The sequence below is a fragment of the Micromonospora lupini genome, assembly GCF_026342015.1.
In the GTDB taxonomy this organism is placed as follows: Bacteria; Actinomycetota; Actinomycetes; order Mycobacteriales; family Micromonosporaceae; genus Micromonospora; species Micromonospora lupini_B.
On record NZ_JAPENL010000002.1, the window covers coordinates 1,622,851 to 1,638,128 of the forward strand.

General features: G+C 72.9%; 17 protein-coding genes and 1 pseudogene. 4 read left to right on the forward strand and 14 right to left on the reverse strand.

Annotated elements, in window-relative coordinates:
* Nucleotides 1–124 precede the first annotated feature (124 nt).
* From OOJ91_RS22380 to OOJ91_RS22435, 12 genes and pseudogenes are all read right to left on the reverse strand, one after another.
* Nucleotides 125–1,507: a LysM peptidoglycan-binding domain-containing protein gene (locus OOJ91_RS22380; protein WP_439117092.1), complete on the reverse strand. Its 1,383-nt coding sequence runs from the start codon at nt 1,505–1,507 to the stop codon at nt 125–127.
* Between the two features lie 14 nt (nt 1,508–1,521).
* Nucleotides 1,522–1,953, reverse strand: a complete 432-nt coding sequence (locus OOJ91_RS22385) for a pilus assembly protein TadG-related protein (RefSeq protein WP_266247909.1) — start codon at nt 1,951–1,953, stop codon at nt 1,522–1,524.
* The gene (locus tag OOJ91_RS22390) at nt 1,950–2,417 is read right to left on the reverse strand and encodes a TadE/TadG family type IV pilus assembly protein (protein ID WP_266247910.1); all 468 of its coding nucleotides are present in this window, start codon (nt 2,415–2,417) and stop codon (nt 1,950–1,952) included. Before OOJ91_RS22390 ends, OOJ91_RS22385 begins: the two co-directional genes overlap by 4 nt.
* Nucleotides 2,414–2,857 carry a TadE/TadG family type IV pilus assembly protein gene (locus OOJ91_RS22395; protein WP_266247912.1) on the reverse strand — a complete coding sequence of 148 codons (444 nt, stop codon included), beginning with the start codon at nt 2,855–2,857 and terminating at the stop codon, nt 2,414–2,416. The genes OOJ91_RS22390 and OOJ91_RS22395 overlap by 4 nt, the downstream gene beginning before the upstream one ends.
* Nucleotides 2,858–2,862: 5 nt before the next feature.
* Nucleotides 2,863–3,066, reverse strand: a complete 204-nt coding sequence (locus OOJ91_RS22400; protein WP_266249801.1) for a hypothetical protein — start codon at nt 3,064–3,066, stop codon at nt 2,863–2,865.
* Nucleotides 3,067–3,091: 25 nt separating this feature from the next.
* Nucleotides 3,092–3,961: a type II secretion system F family protein gene (locus tag OOJ91_RS22405; protein ID WP_439117126.1), complete on the reverse strand. Its 870-nt coding sequence runs from the start codon at nt 3,959–3,961 to the stop codon at nt 3,092–3,094.
* Nucleotides 3,962–3,995: 34 nt separating this feature from the next.
* Nucleotides 3,996–4,945 (reverse strand): annotated as a pseudogene (locus OOJ91_RS22410) (type II secretion system F family protein).
* Nucleotides 4,906–6,447 carry a CpaF family protein gene (locus OOJ91_RS22415; RefSeq protein ID WP_266247920.1) on the reverse strand — a complete coding sequence of 514 codons (1,542 nt, stop codon included), beginning with the start codon at nt 6,445–6,447 and terminating at the stop codon, nt 4,906–4,908. The pseudogene OOJ91_RS22410 and the gene OOJ91_RS22415 overlap by 40 nt, the downstream one beginning before the upstream one ends.
* Nucleotides 6,437–7,237, reverse strand: coding sequence for a ParA family protein (locus OOJ91_RS22420; protein WP_266247923.1), 801 nt, complete (start codon nt 7,235–7,237; stop codon nt 6,437–6,439). Before OOJ91_RS22420 ends, OOJ91_RS22415 begins: the two co-directional genes overlap by 11 nt.
* A gap of 2 nt (nt 7,238–7,239) precedes the next feature.
* A complete protein-coding gene (locus OOJ91_RS22425) occupies nt 7,240–7,899 on the reverse strand; it encodes an SAF domain-containing protein (protein ID WP_266247926.1) in 660 nt (219 codons plus the stop codon).
* A 46-nt stretch (nt 7,900–7,945) separates the two neighbouring features.
* The gene (locus tag OOJ91_RS22430; RefSeq protein WP_439117093.1) at nt 7,946–8,863 is read right to left on the reverse strand and encodes a hypothetical protein; all 918 of its coding nucleotides are present in this window, start codon (nt 8,861–8,863) and stop codon (nt 7,946–7,948) included.
* A complete protein-coding gene (locus OOJ91_RS22435) occupies nt 8,857–9,423 on the reverse strand; it encodes a hypothetical protein (protein ID WP_439117094.1) in 567 nt (188 codons plus the stop codon). The genes OOJ91_RS22430 and OOJ91_RS22435 overlap by 7 nt, the downstream gene beginning before the upstream one ends.
* A gap of 673 nt (nt 9,424–10,096) precedes the next feature.
* Between OOJ91_RS22435 and OOJ91_RS22440 the strand changes: the two genes are divergently transcribed.
* Nucleotides 10,097–10,795, forward strand: coding sequence for a prepilin peptidase (locus OOJ91_RS22440; RefSeq protein ID WP_266249804.1), 699 nt, complete (start codon nt 10,097–10,099; stop codon nt 10,793–10,795).
* 19 nt (nt 10,796–10,814) lie between these two features.
* Here OOJ91_RS22440 and OOJ91_RS22445 read toward each other — a convergent pair whose 3' ends face one another.
* Both OOJ91_RS22445 and OOJ91_RS22450 read right to left on the reverse strand, forming a co-directional pair.
* Nucleotides 10,815–11,441 (reverse strand): phosphatase PAP2 family protein, encoded by a 627-nt coding sequence (locus OOJ91_RS22445; RefSeq protein ID WP_266247930.1) that lies wholly within the window; start codon nt 11,439–11,441, stop codon nt 10,815–10,817.
* 100 nt (nt 11,442–11,541) lie between these two features.
* Complete coding sequence (locus tag OOJ91_RS22450) at nt 11,542–12,006, reverse strand: hypothetical protein (RefSeq protein WP_266247933.1); 465 nt, start codon at nt 12,004–12,006, stop codon at nt 11,542–11,544.
* Between the two features lie 139 nt (nt 12,007–12,145).
* On the opposite strand from OOJ91_RS22450, the gene OOJ91_RS22455 reads away from it, so the two are divergent.
* The 3 genes from OOJ91_RS22455 (at nt 12,146) to OOJ91_RS22465 (ending at nt 15,086) form a co-directional block, all read left to right on the forward strand.
* Complete coding sequence (locus OOJ91_RS22455; RefSeq protein WP_266247935.1) at nt 12,146–12,943, forward strand: SAM-dependent methyltransferase; 798 nt, start codon at nt 12,146–12,148, stop codon at nt 12,941–12,943.
* Nucleotides 12,944–13,015: 72 nt separating this feature from the next.
* Entirely contained in the window at nt 13,016–14,179 is a 1,164-nt protein-coding gene (locus OOJ91_RS22460) for a low temperature requirement protein A (protein ID WP_266247936.1), read from the forward strand.
* Nucleotides 14,180–14,189: 10 nt separating this feature from the next.
* Complete coding sequence (locus tag OOJ91_RS22465; RefSeq protein ID WP_266247937.1) at nt 14,190–15,086, forward strand: bifunctional helix-turn-helix transcriptional regulator/GNAT family N-acetyltransferase; 897 nt, start codon at nt 14,190–14,192, stop codon at nt 15,084–15,086.
* Nucleotides 15,087–15,278 lie beyond the last annotated feature (192 nt).

A 15,278-nucleotide genomic window follows, 5' to 3' on the forward strand; every position in this document is an offset into this window, starting at 1 on the left:
TCGCGGCGCCTGGAACGAGCTGACCAGCCCGTGCCGCCGGTCGTGCCGCGTGCCGCGTGACCGGCCAGCTTCGTCGTTGGCGACTGGTGGACGGCTCGTCCGGCACGTGCCGTCGCCTGAGAGGTCAGCCGCGTCGGTGCCGACCGGTCGACGGTTCGTCCGGCACGGCATCCCAGCCGGGCCCGCCGGCGGCGAGTCCGCGCTGGTCATCGCCGGTCCAGCCCTCTGTGCCGGTCCAGCCCTCGTCGCCGGTCCGGCCCTTCTCGCCGGTCCAGGCCGTTGTGCCGCCGAAGGCGGGGCCTCCGGTCGGTGCCGCCGTGCTCTCGGTGGCTGCCGCCGCACGACTGGCGGCCCACGCGGCACCGCTGCTCCGACGGCCGCTGCGGGAGCTGCCGCTGCTCCGACCCGAGCCACCTCGGGGCGCGCGGGTGGCCGCGGTCAACCGAGGGGCGGCACCGGCGGTGGCCGGGCGGCGGCGCAACCCGAGAACCGCTCCGATCTGCGCCCCCACGATGCTCGCCACAGCCAGGACGGCGGAGACCGCCAGCGGTCGGTTCACCCGGTCGGTGGTTCCGGCCCGTGCCGCGCCGACGGTCATCGAGGGTGCCTGACCTGTCGGCTCCGTACCGCCGGGGGGTGCCTGCTCCGCCCGCTCCGGCGCGGTCCGCTCCGGTGTCGGTCGTGGGGCCTGCGGCTTGGGCGCGGCGGGCCGGCCGACGAGCTTGCCTGTGGCGTGTGGGTGAGCGCCCTGGTCGGTGGCCTCCGCCGGAAGCCGGAGCAGTTGGCCGGGGCGAATCCGATCCGGGTCGTCCAACCGGTTCAGCTTGGCGAGCTGTCGATAGTCGTCGAACTCGTCGAGGTACCGCTCGGCCACCTCTCCGAGGTAGTCGCCCCGCGCCACGCGATACACCGGAGCGGCCTGGTCGCCGGCGCCCGGCCCGGGTGGCGCGACCAGTCCGAGCGGCCCGCTGCCGGCCGTTCTGATCGGCCCGCTGCCGGTCGTCGCGAGCGGCCCGCTCCCGGCCACTCCGAGCGACCCACGGTCGGGCAGTCGGGCGGCGCCTGTCGACGCGCTCGACTGGGCGTACGCCGGACCGGTGTAGATCGCGGCGGCGCTGGCGGCGGCCGGGCTGGCCGCGAGGATCAGCGCGACCGAACCGACAAGCGCGGCGGCGGCCTTCTGCTGGCGGCTCATCCCCGGCAGCTTCGGCGCGGGCCGGCGCAGGCTCTGCGCACCCAGCTCGACCACGACGGAGAAGGCGAACGTGGCCCAGCCGAACCAGCCGGCCAGCGCCAGAGCCCGCAGGAAGAGCTGCCCGTCGTCGCGGCTGGTCAGGGCGGTGCCCATCTCGGCGAGGGTGGGTAGATGGTCGGGCAGGGGATTGCCCGCGAAGGCGAGCAGCGCGACCGGCGCGCCCACCACCAGAGCGCAGAGCACGACGAGCGCGCCGACGCCGGTGAGGACGCGTCCGGTCCGCCGTACGACGGACCGACCCGATGCGGACATGGCGGCCTTCCTTCCTACGGTCCTGCGGTGATGGCTCGCGCGGTCGCCTCGCCGGTGACGGTGACCCGGTCGGCGAAGCCGAACAGCCCGAGCATCGAGCGGCGGTAGGTGATCGTGACGCGTACCCGGACGACGATCTCCCCGGCGATCTGCGGGAAGCTGACGGTGTGACCGGTGGTGCCGGCGGCGGTGAGGTAGTCGGCGACGGCGACGCGGGCCTGCCGCTGGTCGATTCGCGTCGGCCCGCCCTCGATCGCGGTGGCCCGGTCGATGGCCTGCCCGCCCGCGCGGGCCGCCTCGGCGGCCAGGTTGTCGGCGCGTTGCAGCGTGCGCAGCTGCCCGGCGCCGTCGAAGGAGAGCCCGACGATGGCCAGTACGCCGACCATCGCCACCGCCAGGAAGATGCTGACCCGCCCGTGGTCGCCGGACAGCGGACGGGCGTTCATCCCCGGCTCCGGTAGCGGTCCAGTGGCGAGGTGAACCGTGCCACGATGCGGTTCTCGCTTGGCATCCCGGGCACGGCGGCGAGCCGCAGGTCGCGGAAGGACACCTGACAGACGATCTCGACGGTGACCGTGGCGTCCTGCCCGAGCGCGCTGCGGTAGGCGTCGTCGAAGCTGGTGGCGGTGCCGCCGACCGAGCCGGTGAACCTCAGCGTCGGAGCGCCGGTGCAGGCCAGACCCCGCCAGTCCAACTGTTGCCGGGCCGCGTCCCGGGCCGCCTTCCGGGCGTCGCCCGCAGTCCGGGAGATCGAGGCGGCGCGGGCCGCGTCGTGCGCGGCGGTGTCGAGAGCCTCGGCCGCCACCGCGCTGCGTCCGGCCACGCCGGCCAGCACCATCAGCGCGATGATCGCGGGCGCGAGCACCGCCACCTCGATGGAGACCGAGCCCCGCTCGGCGGCCCGGTTCACGGCGCGGTCACCCGCTCCACCGTCCCGTGCGCGGTCTGCCGCACGGCGAAGTCCACGCCGGGCACCACCGACAGGGACCGGCCGGTCACCGTGCAGGTCACCTCGATCTCGGTGGTCACACAGGTCGGCCCGGTCTTCTCCCAGCCCACCAACCAGCCGCCCGTGGCGGTCAGGAACCGGGTGGCGCTGGCCTTTCCGGAATCGTCCGACGCGTTGTAGAGCCGCTGGGCGTTGACCCCGCTCTGCGCGGCGTTCAACGCGGTGGAGCGGGCCAGGAACACGGCCGCGACCTGGATCGAGGCGAACAGGAGCACCAGGATCAGCGGCATCAGCACGGCAAGCTCCACCGGGTTGGCGCCCCGCTCCGGGTCACCGGCCGCGAGGCGGCACCGGACGGCGCGAACCGTCCGGCGCCACCTCGGGAACGCGGCTCGGCGCATGCCGGCTACTTCGGGTTGGTGTGGCCCGGGACGGCATTCATCCAGTCCCTGGCCTTGCCGAGGGCCAGGCCGGTGACGATTGTCGCCACGAAGACCAGACCGAAGATGATCACGGCGGTCGGTACGGGGCTGTCGCCGCGCTCGGCGTCCCGCCGCAGCTCGGCGAAGCGCGTCGTCACCACGACGTGTAGGTAGGTGAGGATGGACATGGCGTACTCCTTCTCGGGGGTCGGATCAGACACGGGCGATGAACGGATAGACGACGAAGCCGAGCAGCACGAAGACGAGTAGCGCGCCCGGGATGTCGAGTCGGCTGGTCACGCCCTCGGCGCGAGCCAGGTTGTCGGTGCGGATCTGGTCGCGCAGCGAGTCGGCCCGGCTGCGCAGGGTCTCGTGCACCTGTGCGCCCTCGCTGCCGGAGGAGCGCATGATCGCCCCGACGTCGCCCAGCTCCGGGATGCCGATCTTGTCGGCGAGATCGCGCAGCTCGTCCCAGGGCGCGTGCATCTGCATCTGGGCGATCCGCAGCGACTCCTGAAGCCTGTCGAACACCCAGCCGTCGCAGACCGCCGCGGCCCGCTCCAGCGACTGCACCGGCCCGTGCGCGGCGGAGAGCTGGAGGGCCACCAGATCCAGGTACGTGCAGACGGCCTGGCGGAACTCGTCGCGGGCGGCGTCCGCCTTGGCCAGCACCGAGCGGTGCGCCAACAGGCCGGCGATCAGCGCCATGCCGAGGCCACCCAGCACCGGTACGACGAGCGGCAGCGACACACCGAGCACGAACAGCGCCACCCCGAGCAGGGTCGGCGTGGCCAGCCCGACGAGCGCGGACAGCAGCACCGACAGCGCGTACTGCTCGGAGGTCTGGCCGATCAGGGCGAGCTGCCGGTGCGGTGGTCGCAACCAGCGGGACGGCCCGGTCAGCCAGTCCAGCCGACGGGAGGCGGGAGCGGCCACCCGCCCGGTGCCCTGGGGCTGGTGCAGGCGGCGCAGCGCCGGCCCGAGCGCGGGGGTCGCCGGCACCAGCTCCCGGACCACCAGGAACACGCCCAACCCGATCGTCGCCCCGCCGCAGACCGCGACGGCGAGGTGCCAGTTGAGGATCATCGGGACCACCGTCCGATCGCGACCACCGCGCTCATGCGACCACCACCTCCTGGGGGTCGGGCGCCGGCAGGAACCGGGCCGGCCGCTGCGGCTGGCTCATCGACCGCACCCAGGCCAGCAGGCCGATGAAGGCGGCGCCGAGCGCGGCCATCACCACCTGACCCGTCGGAGTGCCGTACGGCTTGATGTACTCGGTGTTGACCAGCCCGTACGCCAGCGTCGCAAGCGTCATCCCGGTCAGGAAGCGGACCGCGAACCGGGGCTGGGTGCGCTTGGCCTCGATCTCCCGGCGGGTAGCCACCTCCGCTGCCGCCGCGCCGGCGATCGAGCCGAGCACGTCGCCCAGCCGCTCACCTCGGTCGGTGAGGTGCAGGATCAACGCCGCCACCACCTGGTCGCAGACCGGGTCGCCGATCTCGTCGGCGAACGCCAGCAACGCGGACCGGGCCAGCCAGCCGGCCTGCAACCGGGCGGCGAGAAGCCGTACCTCGTCCTCGATGCCGGGTGGGACGCTGCCGATCGTGCTGATGATCGCCTGTTGGAGGCCCTGCCCCGTGCCGGAGACGTCCTTGAGCCGGCGGGTCCACTCGCCGACGGCCTCGATCCGGGCGATCGCCCGCTGCTCGGCCTTGCCCACGGCGAACAGCCACGGCGCGCCGGGCACCGCCACCGCCACCAGCAGGCCCACCACCGGCAGGCCGGTCAGCAGGAACGCCAACGCTCCGGCGACCACCGCGACGAGCAGCAGCGTCTGGTAGGCCCGGCGCTCGGAGGGGGTGGCACCGGAGCCGTGCCAGAGGCGGCTCAGGCCGGGCCCCGCTCCCGGGCCGGGCCCGGCAGGCCGACGGGTGCCCACAAGCGCGACGACCGCCAGCAGCAACCCGGCCACACAGGCGGCCCCGGAGACCACCGCGATCAACTCCAGGCTGTTCCCCATCAGGTCACCGCCGGGCCAGTCGGGTCTGTCGGGGACGCCGCCAGGCACCCGTACCGGCCTCGATCCAGCGGGTCAGCAGCCGGACGTCGTACCCCACCCGCAGCAACTGGTCGCGGACCCGTTCCGGCAGGTGGCGGGGGACCGCGCGGCCGTCCGGACCGGGACCGAAGACGGTGGTGGTGGTGATCCGTCCGGCCTCACCGGCCCCGATCACCTCCTCCACGTGCGAGACGAACCGGTGCTTACGGCCGCCGATCGCGCTCTCGTCCTCGATGGTGACGTAGACGATCAGGTCGAGGGCGTTGCCCGCCATCCGGCGGGCCTGGTCGACTGTCATCTCCCGGCCGTGCGCCAGCGCCAGCTCGACGATCCGTTCACCCACCCCCGCCGCCGTACGGGCGTGAATGGTGCACATCGAGCCCCGGCTGGTGGTCATCGCCTGGAGCATCGGCACGATCTCCCGGGACCGCACCTCACCCACGATGATCCGCAGCACGCCCATCCGCAGCGAGAGCGGGATCAGGTCCGCGATCGTCACCTCACCCGCCGGCCGGCCGTCGAAGCCGCGCTCGCCGTGCCCCTCCCGCGCCTCGAAGCTCATCACCGCCCGGTGCCTCTCGCGGCGGCGGGCCGGCAACAGCTCCCGGCTCTCCTCCAGCAGCACGTACGGCTCGTCGGGCGGGATCTCGTTCATGAGCGCTCGGATGATCGTGGTCTTTCCGGCGCCGGCCAGCCCGGCGACCATGATGTTCAACCCGGCGCGCATCGCCGCACGCAGGAAGTCGCGCAGCAGGGGGTCGATCATCTCGTCCAGGTCACCCCGGGCGCCGGCCACGTCGTCGAGGCTCACGTCCAGGGTGTTGTGCTTGCGGATCACCGCGTACGGGCGGTGGCTGACCAGGAACACGGCGGCCAGGCGACTGCCGTCGGGTAGTTGCAGGTCCAGGGTGGGCTTCACCGTGGACAGTGACCGTTCGGTCGCGCCGGCCCGCCGCGCCGCCGCCTGGAGGATCTCCACCAGCTCCGCGTCGCTGTCGGCGATCGGCTCGGCCCAGTCCACGCCACCGCCGTGCCGGGTGATGCGCACCACGTCACAGCCGAGGATGTGCACCTCCTCGATGGTGTCGTCGACCAGCAGGGTCTGTAGCCGGCCCAGCCCGACCAACTCGGCGGTCACCTGGTCGAGCAGCAGTCGTTCCTCGCCGGCGGCCATCGGTGTCCCGGCGCGACGGACCGCGTCCGCGTACTCGGAGACCACGGTGACGGCCAGTCGGGCCCGCTCGGTGTCCTCCTCGTCGACTGTGAACTCCCGGCCGCGTTGCCACAGGGTGAGTCGTTCGGTCAGTTCCCGACGCAGCTCCCGGACCACCTGGAAATCCATCCGGGGTCGCGGCGCCACCTCCGGCGGCGCTGTGGCCGTGGGCATCGGCTGCGGTATCGCCGCCGACTGGTGGTGCCGGCCGTTCGGCGGGGCCAGCGGCGGCGCGGTGGACGTCGCGCCCGGCGGCTGCTGACGTGGGTCGGTGGAGACGGGCTCAAACCGCATCCGGCACCCCCTGCTGCACCGGCCACGCCAGCCGTGCCCGCCGACGTTCCAGCAGCGCCCCCACCGGCACCTCCAGCGCGGCGGCCGCGCGCAGCAGCGGGCGTCCGGACCGGACGGTCCCGCCGAGGGCGAGCACCCCTGCGGTACGCGGGTCGTGCGGCAGCCGGGCGATCACCGGCAGTTTCAACCCTCGACTGATCTCCGCGCGCCCGTGCCCGTTGCCGACAAGCAGCAGCCGCAGGGTGCCCGGCGGCACCCGGTGTTCGGCGAAGTCCCGCTCGATCGTGCTGACGACCGCCCTGGTGCCGGACAGGTCGGGCAGGTGGGCCCGGGTTACCAGCAGCACCACCGAGGCGGCCCGCAGCAGTGGCCACGGCGGGCCGGTGACGTGCAGCCGGCCGCAGTCGACGAGCACGTCGTAGCCGGGGGTGCCCCGGTCCAGGGCGGTGAAGTAGTCGGCGAAGCGCTGCCAGAGCGGGTTGACGCTGCCGGCCTGCGCCGGGTCGATCAACCCGGGCAGCAGCAGCCGTTCCCGGCGCGGCGCGTCCAGGTCGACCAGTTGGGACCAGAAGGCGGTCTCCAGGTTGCCGTCGCGCAGCTCCCCGACGGCCAGCTCGCCGATGCCGCGCGGCCCGTCCAGCTGACCGCCCAGGTAGCCGGCGAGGATCGAGCCGCCGGCCGGGTCGCACTCGGCGAGGACCAGCCGGCGGTGCCAGGTCAGGGCGCAGGCCAACGCCGAGGTGGTCACGCCGGGCGAGCCCTTCGCGGACACCAACGCGATGATCGCCATGCTCAGGCCGCCTCGGTCAGGACGACTGCGATCCGCTCCTGGGCGGCCAGCGCCACCACGGCGGGTACGTCCCGGATGAGTAGCGCCAGGTACAGCACCTTCTCGTCGTCAGTCGGGCTGACCATGTCGATGACTGTGGCCGCGAACCGGGTGCCCGCACCGGCCGCCGCCCCGGTGGCGTTCTCGTCCGGGGTGCTGACCAGCAGCACCTTGTCTCCGGGGTGCAGTGCACGGGCCGGCACCTGGGCGGTCTTCAGACCGAGCGCGATCTGCTGCTGACCCGGGCCGAGCAGCGGGTCGTCGGTGACCTGCCCGAGGGTGAGCAGGGTGCCGGGCACCAGCGCGACGGCCGCCCGCTTACCGACCACCTCGTCCAGCCGGCCCGCGGGCACCGGGTGCAACCCCTGGCCGCCGGCGACCTGCACGGTGATCAGATCGGCGGCGCTGATCTCCCGACCCACCTCCACCGGCCGGGCCACCGCGAGGTAGCTGCCGGTGGCCCGGACCGAGGTGACAGCGAACGCGGCTCCCAGCCCGCCGAGGGCGATCAGGAGCACGGCGAGGCCCAGCAGCCCGGGGCGGACGCGACGCTGCCGGACCACCTTGGGCGGGGTGACCGGCGCGTCCACCGGCCCGGTCGAGTTGCGCGTCGCCAGACTCACCGTTCGATCTCCGTTCCCGACTGTGGGGCTCGCTGAACCGGCTCACTCACCTGGTCACCACCTGGAGTTCCTTGATCTGGACCGGCACGGTGCCGCTGGTCCGGGTCTGCGCGATCGGGTCGCCCTCGTCGCCGTCGCCGGTCCACCAGCGCACCGTCCAGTACGTGGTGGCGCCCACCCGGTAGGTGCCGGCCTTCGGGTAGCCGCTGTCGTAGCCGCAGTCCGGGGAGGTCTTGCCGGCGCGCTTGCCCTTCGCGTCGTACGGGGTGCCGGCCTTGGTGCAGGTGACCGTGGCGCCGTTGCCCATGCTCCAGACGATCCGGTCGACAGTCGCCTCGATGGAGACGGTCAACCCACGGTCGGACGCGGAGGCGCGCAGCGGCCCGAAGTAGCTGGGGCTCGGGGTGGCCCACATCCACACCGGCAGGCCAACCAGTCCGGGGCCGATGTCCTTGCGGGGCGCCACCTTGAGCCGTGCCGGCAGCAACTTGATCGACGCGAGGGCACGACGGGCCAGCTCCTCCGGGTCCGGCGGAGCGCCGAAGCCGGCCGGTGGCCCGTCGAGCGGCACTGTCTCCTGGGCGCCGAGGTCGCCGCCGTTGCAGGTCTGCACGTACCACTGCTGGCCCTCGGCTGCCGGCGGCTGCGGCACGGCGAGCTTGTAGTAGCACCCGTCACCGTTGTTGAACCAGCCCAGCACGTCGTCGTAGCAGGGGATCGTCCGCCCGCCCCACTGGCAGACGCCGCCGCCCCCACCGCCGCCGGAGTCGCCACCGCCGTTGTCGCCACCGCCGCCGGGGCCGCCCGGCGTGCCGGGCTCGTCGTCCCAGACGTTGCAGTCCGGTTGGCCGGGGGGGCACTCCACTCCCGGGTCCGCGCGTCGGGCGGCGGCGGCCGGCAGGGTCGCGCCGACCACCAGCAGCAACGCCAGACCGACCCCGGCGAACACGCGGCGGGTCAGCACGGCTGGTCCGGGTGCGCCGAGCCGGAGCTGATCAGCCAGCGACCGTCGGGATAGCGGGTGGCGGTGGCCGTGGCCAGGTGCTTGCCGCCACCGCTGCCCGGCACCGCCCGCTGGTCCTTCGTGTAGACCAGCCGATATCCGGTGGCGTCCAGGCAGTCCTGGATCTCCACGGTGGCCGGGTCCGAGTCGAGGTCGACGGCGGCCACGGTCGGATCGGATTTCAATGTCCCGGTACGCATCGCGCCGTGCTCCTTAGCGTCGCGAATGGACAGTTGCACCCGGGTCAACAGTGGATCAGCGAGAAATCTGGACAGTTCCGGCGCGTGCGGATCATTGCGCCGGCTCGCCGTGCGCGAGGCCGTGAGATATCCGGAGTACGCCTCAAGCGCCGCCTTTTCCGCCGCCGCGCGTTCGGCATCCGAAGCCGTCCGGGCCCGCTCGCCCCGCCCCGACGCCTGTCGTTCGACCGCCTCCTGCCCGCTGCCGCAGCCGGTGACCGGCACCGTCGCCCCGACCGCCAGCAGGCAGATTGCCGCTCGTCTGAGCTGCCGTCCGCGCACCGTCGAGCCCTCCTCGTGATCGCCCGACGTGGCGACGAAACGCCTGTGTCGAGCATGCGGAAGCGCGCCCGGATCATTACGTCCGGCCGTTCATTGCGCTTCTGCATTCACCGTTGCGGATCTTCTACAAATGCAAGGTCCCGTGTTCTCCGGTAGTCGAGGTGAGGCTTGCGTCACACCCAAGGGGCGAGCATAAGCTCACGATCGCCGATGCAACAGAGGCAATTCAAGTGAACACTCTGCGTGATGATGGGTGGTGGTGGCAGGTGTCCGAGCCGCGCTGCGGAGGGCGACCGGTCGAGGGGTCGTCGACGGCCTGGCCTCGTTGGCGCGGGTCGATCCGCCGTGACCCCTGCGCCCCTTACGGAAGCGGGACATCCCGCCCGCATCCCGGCATCCAACCCGCACCTCGGGCTACGCCGCGACGCGTGTCGACCGGTCCGATCCGAGGCGGGAGCCACCGCTGGCGGACGTCCCTTTCCGCGCTATCCGCTACACCCGAGCGAACGTTCAGTCACGATCCGTGTTCACCTTTCGAGTCGGTCGCCCGACGTTCGGTGGGCTCGACGTGGCGCTGACGACCGAACCAACCAGCCAACCGTCCGAGTCGGCCGGCTCCCCGGCCACCGCCGCAGGTGCTGGCCGTCCCCGGCTCGCCGCCGTCTGGCCAGGTCTGCTCGTCACCCCCCTGCTGCGGCTGGCCGTCGTGCGTCACGCCGTACCCTCGGGCGCCCCCAGCCGGACCGGCTGCGACGCCTGCGGGGGCGTGATCAGCCTGACCAGGCCGTGGCCCGCGCTCGGCCCGGCGGGCCGGTGCGGCAGGTGCCGCGCCCGGATCGGGCCCCCGCCCGGCACGATCGAGGTGGCCGCGCTCGCGGCCGTGGCGCTGCTCGTGCTCGTCGGCCCGCCACTCGGAGCGCTGCCGGCGCTGGCCTGGTGGCTTGGCTGGACGCTGCCGGCGGTCGTCGTCGACCTTGCCGTGCACCGGCTGCCCGACCGACTCACCCTGCCCGCCGCGGGCGGGACCTGGCTGCTGCTCGGGGCGGCGGCGCTCGCCGGTGCCGGGGCAGGTCCGTGGCTGCGAGCCGTCGCCGCCGGTACGGGACTGGCGCTGTTCTTCGCGGCCAGCACGCTACTGCTCGGTCGCCGGGGCTTCGGGCTGGGCGATGCCAAGCTGGCGTTGGGCGTGGGTGCGCTGCTCGGCTGGTACGGCTGGCCCGTCCTCGTGCTCGGGCTGCTGCTCATGTTCGGGCTGTCCGCGCTGGTGAGTCTGGGACTGCTGGCCACCCGACGGGCCAGGTGGGGCACCCACCTGCCGTTCGGCCCGTTCCTGCTGCTCGGCACGGTGGGCGCCCTCCTCCTGACCACCTGACCGCAGCGGCGCGGCGGGTTCAGGAGCGGGGCCGGCTGGCCAGGTCGGGGACCGGGCGTCGGGCATCGGTGCGGCGGCGCAGCGCCTCGGTGGTCGGACGGGCCAGGAGCGGGGTCGCCACCATCGCGACCAGGGCGCCGAGCAGCAGGCCGGCGGCCACGTCGTGCGGGTAGTGCACGCCCACGAAGACCCGGGAGAAGGCGGCCAGCACGGCCAGCGGCAGCGCGACCAGCCCGAGTCGGCGGGAGAGCAGGAGTGTGGTGATCGCCAGCGCGCCCGCCAGGGTGGCGTGGTTGCTGGGGAACGACCAGTCGCCCGGTGGTGGGCAGGTGCCGGCGATGATCGCCCGGCCCACCGTCCGGCACGGCCGATCCTCGTCCACCACTGTCTTGAGCCACTCGCTGCTCGCGTACGCCAGCAGGGTCGGCAGCGGCGCGACCAGGGCGAGTGCCCGGTCGTGCGGGCCGCCGGCCAGACGGCGCAGCGCGGCCACCACCAGCAGCGCGCCGAGCAGCAGGATCACCCCCTCGGTGGCGTGCCCGACGAACCACTGCACCGGGTGTGGACTGCCGGCGGCGGTGTCGACGATGTCGCGGTACCACTCGGCGCTGATCTCTGGAACGTCAGTGCTGCCGTTGTCGGCCATGAATCACCTCACCACATGTTCATACCTCGTTCATCTTGGAGACACCCTGGGAACGCGTCAGGAGACGGCACAGGAGTCAGAGGTCGGGTTGCTCAGCGGCTCAGGTCGGGGTGGGGCCGCCGGCCATGCGCTCGCGGACTGCCTCCAACGCTTCGAAGGCGTACGCCCAGTTGTGGCACTTGAAGCTGCGCAGGCCGTCGATGGCGGTGTGGCAGTCGGCGCAGCGCACCCCGGGGATGGCGTCCGGCACCTCGGTGTTGACGTAGCGCTGTTCGCCGAGGATGACCGCGGCGATCATGTTCTTGTCGTGCAGGCCGGTGAGCGCCGACGAGACGATGTCGTACCAGGTGATCCGCCGGCCGCACTTCGGGCAGTCCGGTTCGTCGCCGCTGACCCACAGCGGGGCGCCGATGCTGCGCGCCGGCATCCCGAGCAGCTTCTCCAGACGCCGGACGTCCGCCTCCGGCGTGGTCCACCGGTGCCGGCCCGGCAGCGACGCGGGTGAGTCGTACACGGCGCGGAACAGGTCGTGGTCGACACGCACGGTTTCCCGCTGACCGGTCATCGCGTCCCCCTCGGTGCTTCGGTGCGCCCACCGTGGCCGGCCGTGACCAGGGGTGCAGCCGGATCAACGACACGAGGGGTCAGCGGGTCGTCGCCCCGGGTGCTAGACATCGAGATCGACCGCGGCGAAGGGACCCCTCGTGACCGACCAGCCGACACCCGACACCACAGACGTCACCGCCCGACCCAACGTCGCCCGGATGTACGACTACTTCCTGGGTGGCAGCAACAACTTCGCCGCCGACCGGGCCGCCGCCGAGCGGGTGTTGGAGATCTTTCCCGGCACCGGGTTCGCCGCCCAGACCAACAGGCACTTCCTGCGCCGAGCCGTCCGGTACGCCGCCGCGCAGGGCGTCCACCAGTTCCTGGACATCGGGGCGGGGTTACCCACCCAGGGCACCGTGCACGAGGTGGTGCGGGCCGTGGCGCCGGACGCCCGGGTGGTCTACGTCGACTACGACGAGGTGGCCGTCGCGTACGCCCGGCGGTTGTTGACTGACGTGCCCGGCACGGCCGTCGTGCAGGGCGACCTGCGGCGGCCGGACGACCTGCTCGCCCTCCCGGAGGTGCGGGGCACGCTCGACCTGGACCGCCCGGTGGCCGTGCTGCTGCTCGCGGTGCTGCACTTCGTGCCGGGTGACGACGACCCGTGGGCCGCCGTCGCCCGGCTGCGCGACGCCACAGTGCCCGGCAGCCACCTGGTGCTGTCGCACCTGACGCTCGACGGCGTCCCGCCGGAGGTGGCCGAGCGCGGACAGGCCGTGTACCGCACCAGCAGCGCCCCGCTGGTGCCCCGCACGCACGCCGAGACGCTGCGCTTCTTCGACGGGTACGACCTGGTCGAGCCCGGCCTGGTCGAGACCACCAGGTGGCGACCGGACGGCGAGCAGGAGGCCGGGGACTCGCACGGCTACGCCGGGGTCGGTGTCCGCCCCTGACGCGCTTTCGCCTCCGGTGGCGGGCCTGGGGTGGTACGACGGACCCAGCGCCGGCCACCGGGAGGAGCGCCGATGGCGAGCAGACCCGAGCGGCTGTTGCGGGGCAACGACGCGCCGCTGAGCGCCTCGTTCCTGGAACTCTTCTTCGATCTGGCGTTCGTGCTCTCCCTGAGCCAGTTGACCGAGCATCTTCTGCACGACCTCACGCTTGCCGGCGCGCTGCACACCGCTCTGCTGCTGGCCGGCGTCTGGTGGATCTGGGTGAGCACCACCTGGAGCGCCGACTGGTACGACCCGGAGACCCCGGCCATCCGCGCGGTGCTGGTCGCCGCCACGCTGGGCAGCCTGCTGGCCGGGGTGGCGACCCCACAGGCTCTTCGGGAGCGCGGGGTGCTCTTCGCCGGCGCGTACGTCGCCGTTCATCTCATCCGGGGTGTGGTCACCGCCACGATGCTGCGTGGTCATCCACGGCAGCGCCGGGCGCTGCGGATCCTCTACTGGTACAGCGTCACCGCCGTGCCGTGGCTGGCCGGCGCGTTCCTGCCGCAGTGGCGGGTGCCGCTCTGGGTGCTCGCCCTCGCGATCGACCTGTCCGGCCCACGGCTCGGCTGGCCCACGCCGAGGCTGGGCCGCGCCCGTCAGCAGGAGTTGCACCTCGCTGGCGCGCACTTCGCCGAGCGCTACCAGCAAATCATGATCATCGCGCTCGGCGAACTCGTGCTGGTCGCCGGGCTCGCGTACGCCGGCACCCACCTGGACCTCGCCCAGACCGCCGCCTTCCTGCTGGTCTTCGTCACCGCCGTGTTGATCGGCCTGCTCTACGTGACCCCCGCCGGCCGCCACCTGGGCTCGGCCATCGAGCACGCCGACCCGGCCCGGCTCGGTGTCATCACCGGATACCTGCACCTCGTGATGATCGCCGGCATAGTGGTCACCGCCGTCGGGGCCGAGCTGAGCATCGCCCATCCCTCCGGGGCGGGCGACACAGCGGCTGTCGCGGTAATCCTGGGCGGACCCACGCTGTTCCTCGTCGGCCGGATCCTCTTCTCGGTGGCCATCCACAGGCGGTTGTCCTGGCCCCGGGTGAGTGCCCTGTTCGTGCTGGCCGGTGCGGCGGGCGCCCTGCGGCTGCCACTGCTGGCGACAAGCGCGGTCGCCACCGGAGTGGTGCTCGTGGTGGCGGTCCTCGACCAGGCGGCCCTCTTCACCTACCACCGCCCCGGAAAACCTGACTAAAGTCAGGCAGATGGACTCCACCCTTCTCGCCGCCGTGCGGCGGTTCAACCGGACGGTCACCCAGCGGGTGGGCGCGCTCGACGACGAGTACATGGCGCAGGGCCGTCCCCTCGGGCAGGCCCGACTGCTCTGGGAGATCGGCCCCGCGGGTGCCGAGGTCGCGGCGCTACGGGCCCGGCTCGGCCTGGACTCGGGCCATCTCAGCCGACTCCTGCGTACCCTGGAGAACGACGGACTCGTCACCGTGGGCCCGGCCGACCAGGCCGGCGGCGACGGCCGGGTACGCGTCGCCCAGCTCACCGACGCCGGCCGTACGGAATGGGCCGAACTCGACGAGCGGTCCGACCAACTCGCCGCCTCGATCCTCGAACCGCTCACCGAGCGACGCCGGGAACGACTCGTCGCCGCCATGGCCGAGGTCGAACGCCTGCTCATCGGGTCGATGGTGGTCATCGAACCGTGCCCGCCGAGCGACAGGCGAGCCCGCGCGTGCCTGCGGGCGTACGCCCGGGACATCGGGCGACGGATCGACGGCGGGTTCGACCCTGCGCTGAGCAAGCCGGTCGACGACGAGGCGCTCGCCCCGCCCGCCGGGGTGCTCCTGCTCGCCACTCTCAATCTCGAACCCGTCGGCTGCGGCGCCGTCAAACTGCACCGCGACGCACCCGCCGAGATCAAACGCGTCTGGGTGGCGGACACCGTACGCGGGCTGGGCGTCGGGCGGCGGCTGCTCGGCGAGCTGGAACGGTACGCCGCCGACCGGGGCGCGAGCGCGGTCCGGCTCGACACCAACCGCAACCTCACCGAGGCGATCGCCATGTACCGGGCGGCCGGCTACCGAGAGATCGAGGCGTACAACACCGAGCACTACGCGCACCACTGGTTCGAGAAGGAACTGCGGCAGTGACGGGGCGGGGCGATGGGCGCGGCCGGCGGTGACCGTCGGTCACCTCCGTGAGGGCCGATGCTGTCGTCAGCGGTATACCTCAGAGTCATATTCATACCTCTGAGGTATACCGCTCACCAGCACATCGACACGGCAAGCAGCCACAGTGGACGGCAGCGCCCTTCCGCGCCCGCGTTCTCGACTCGACGTACC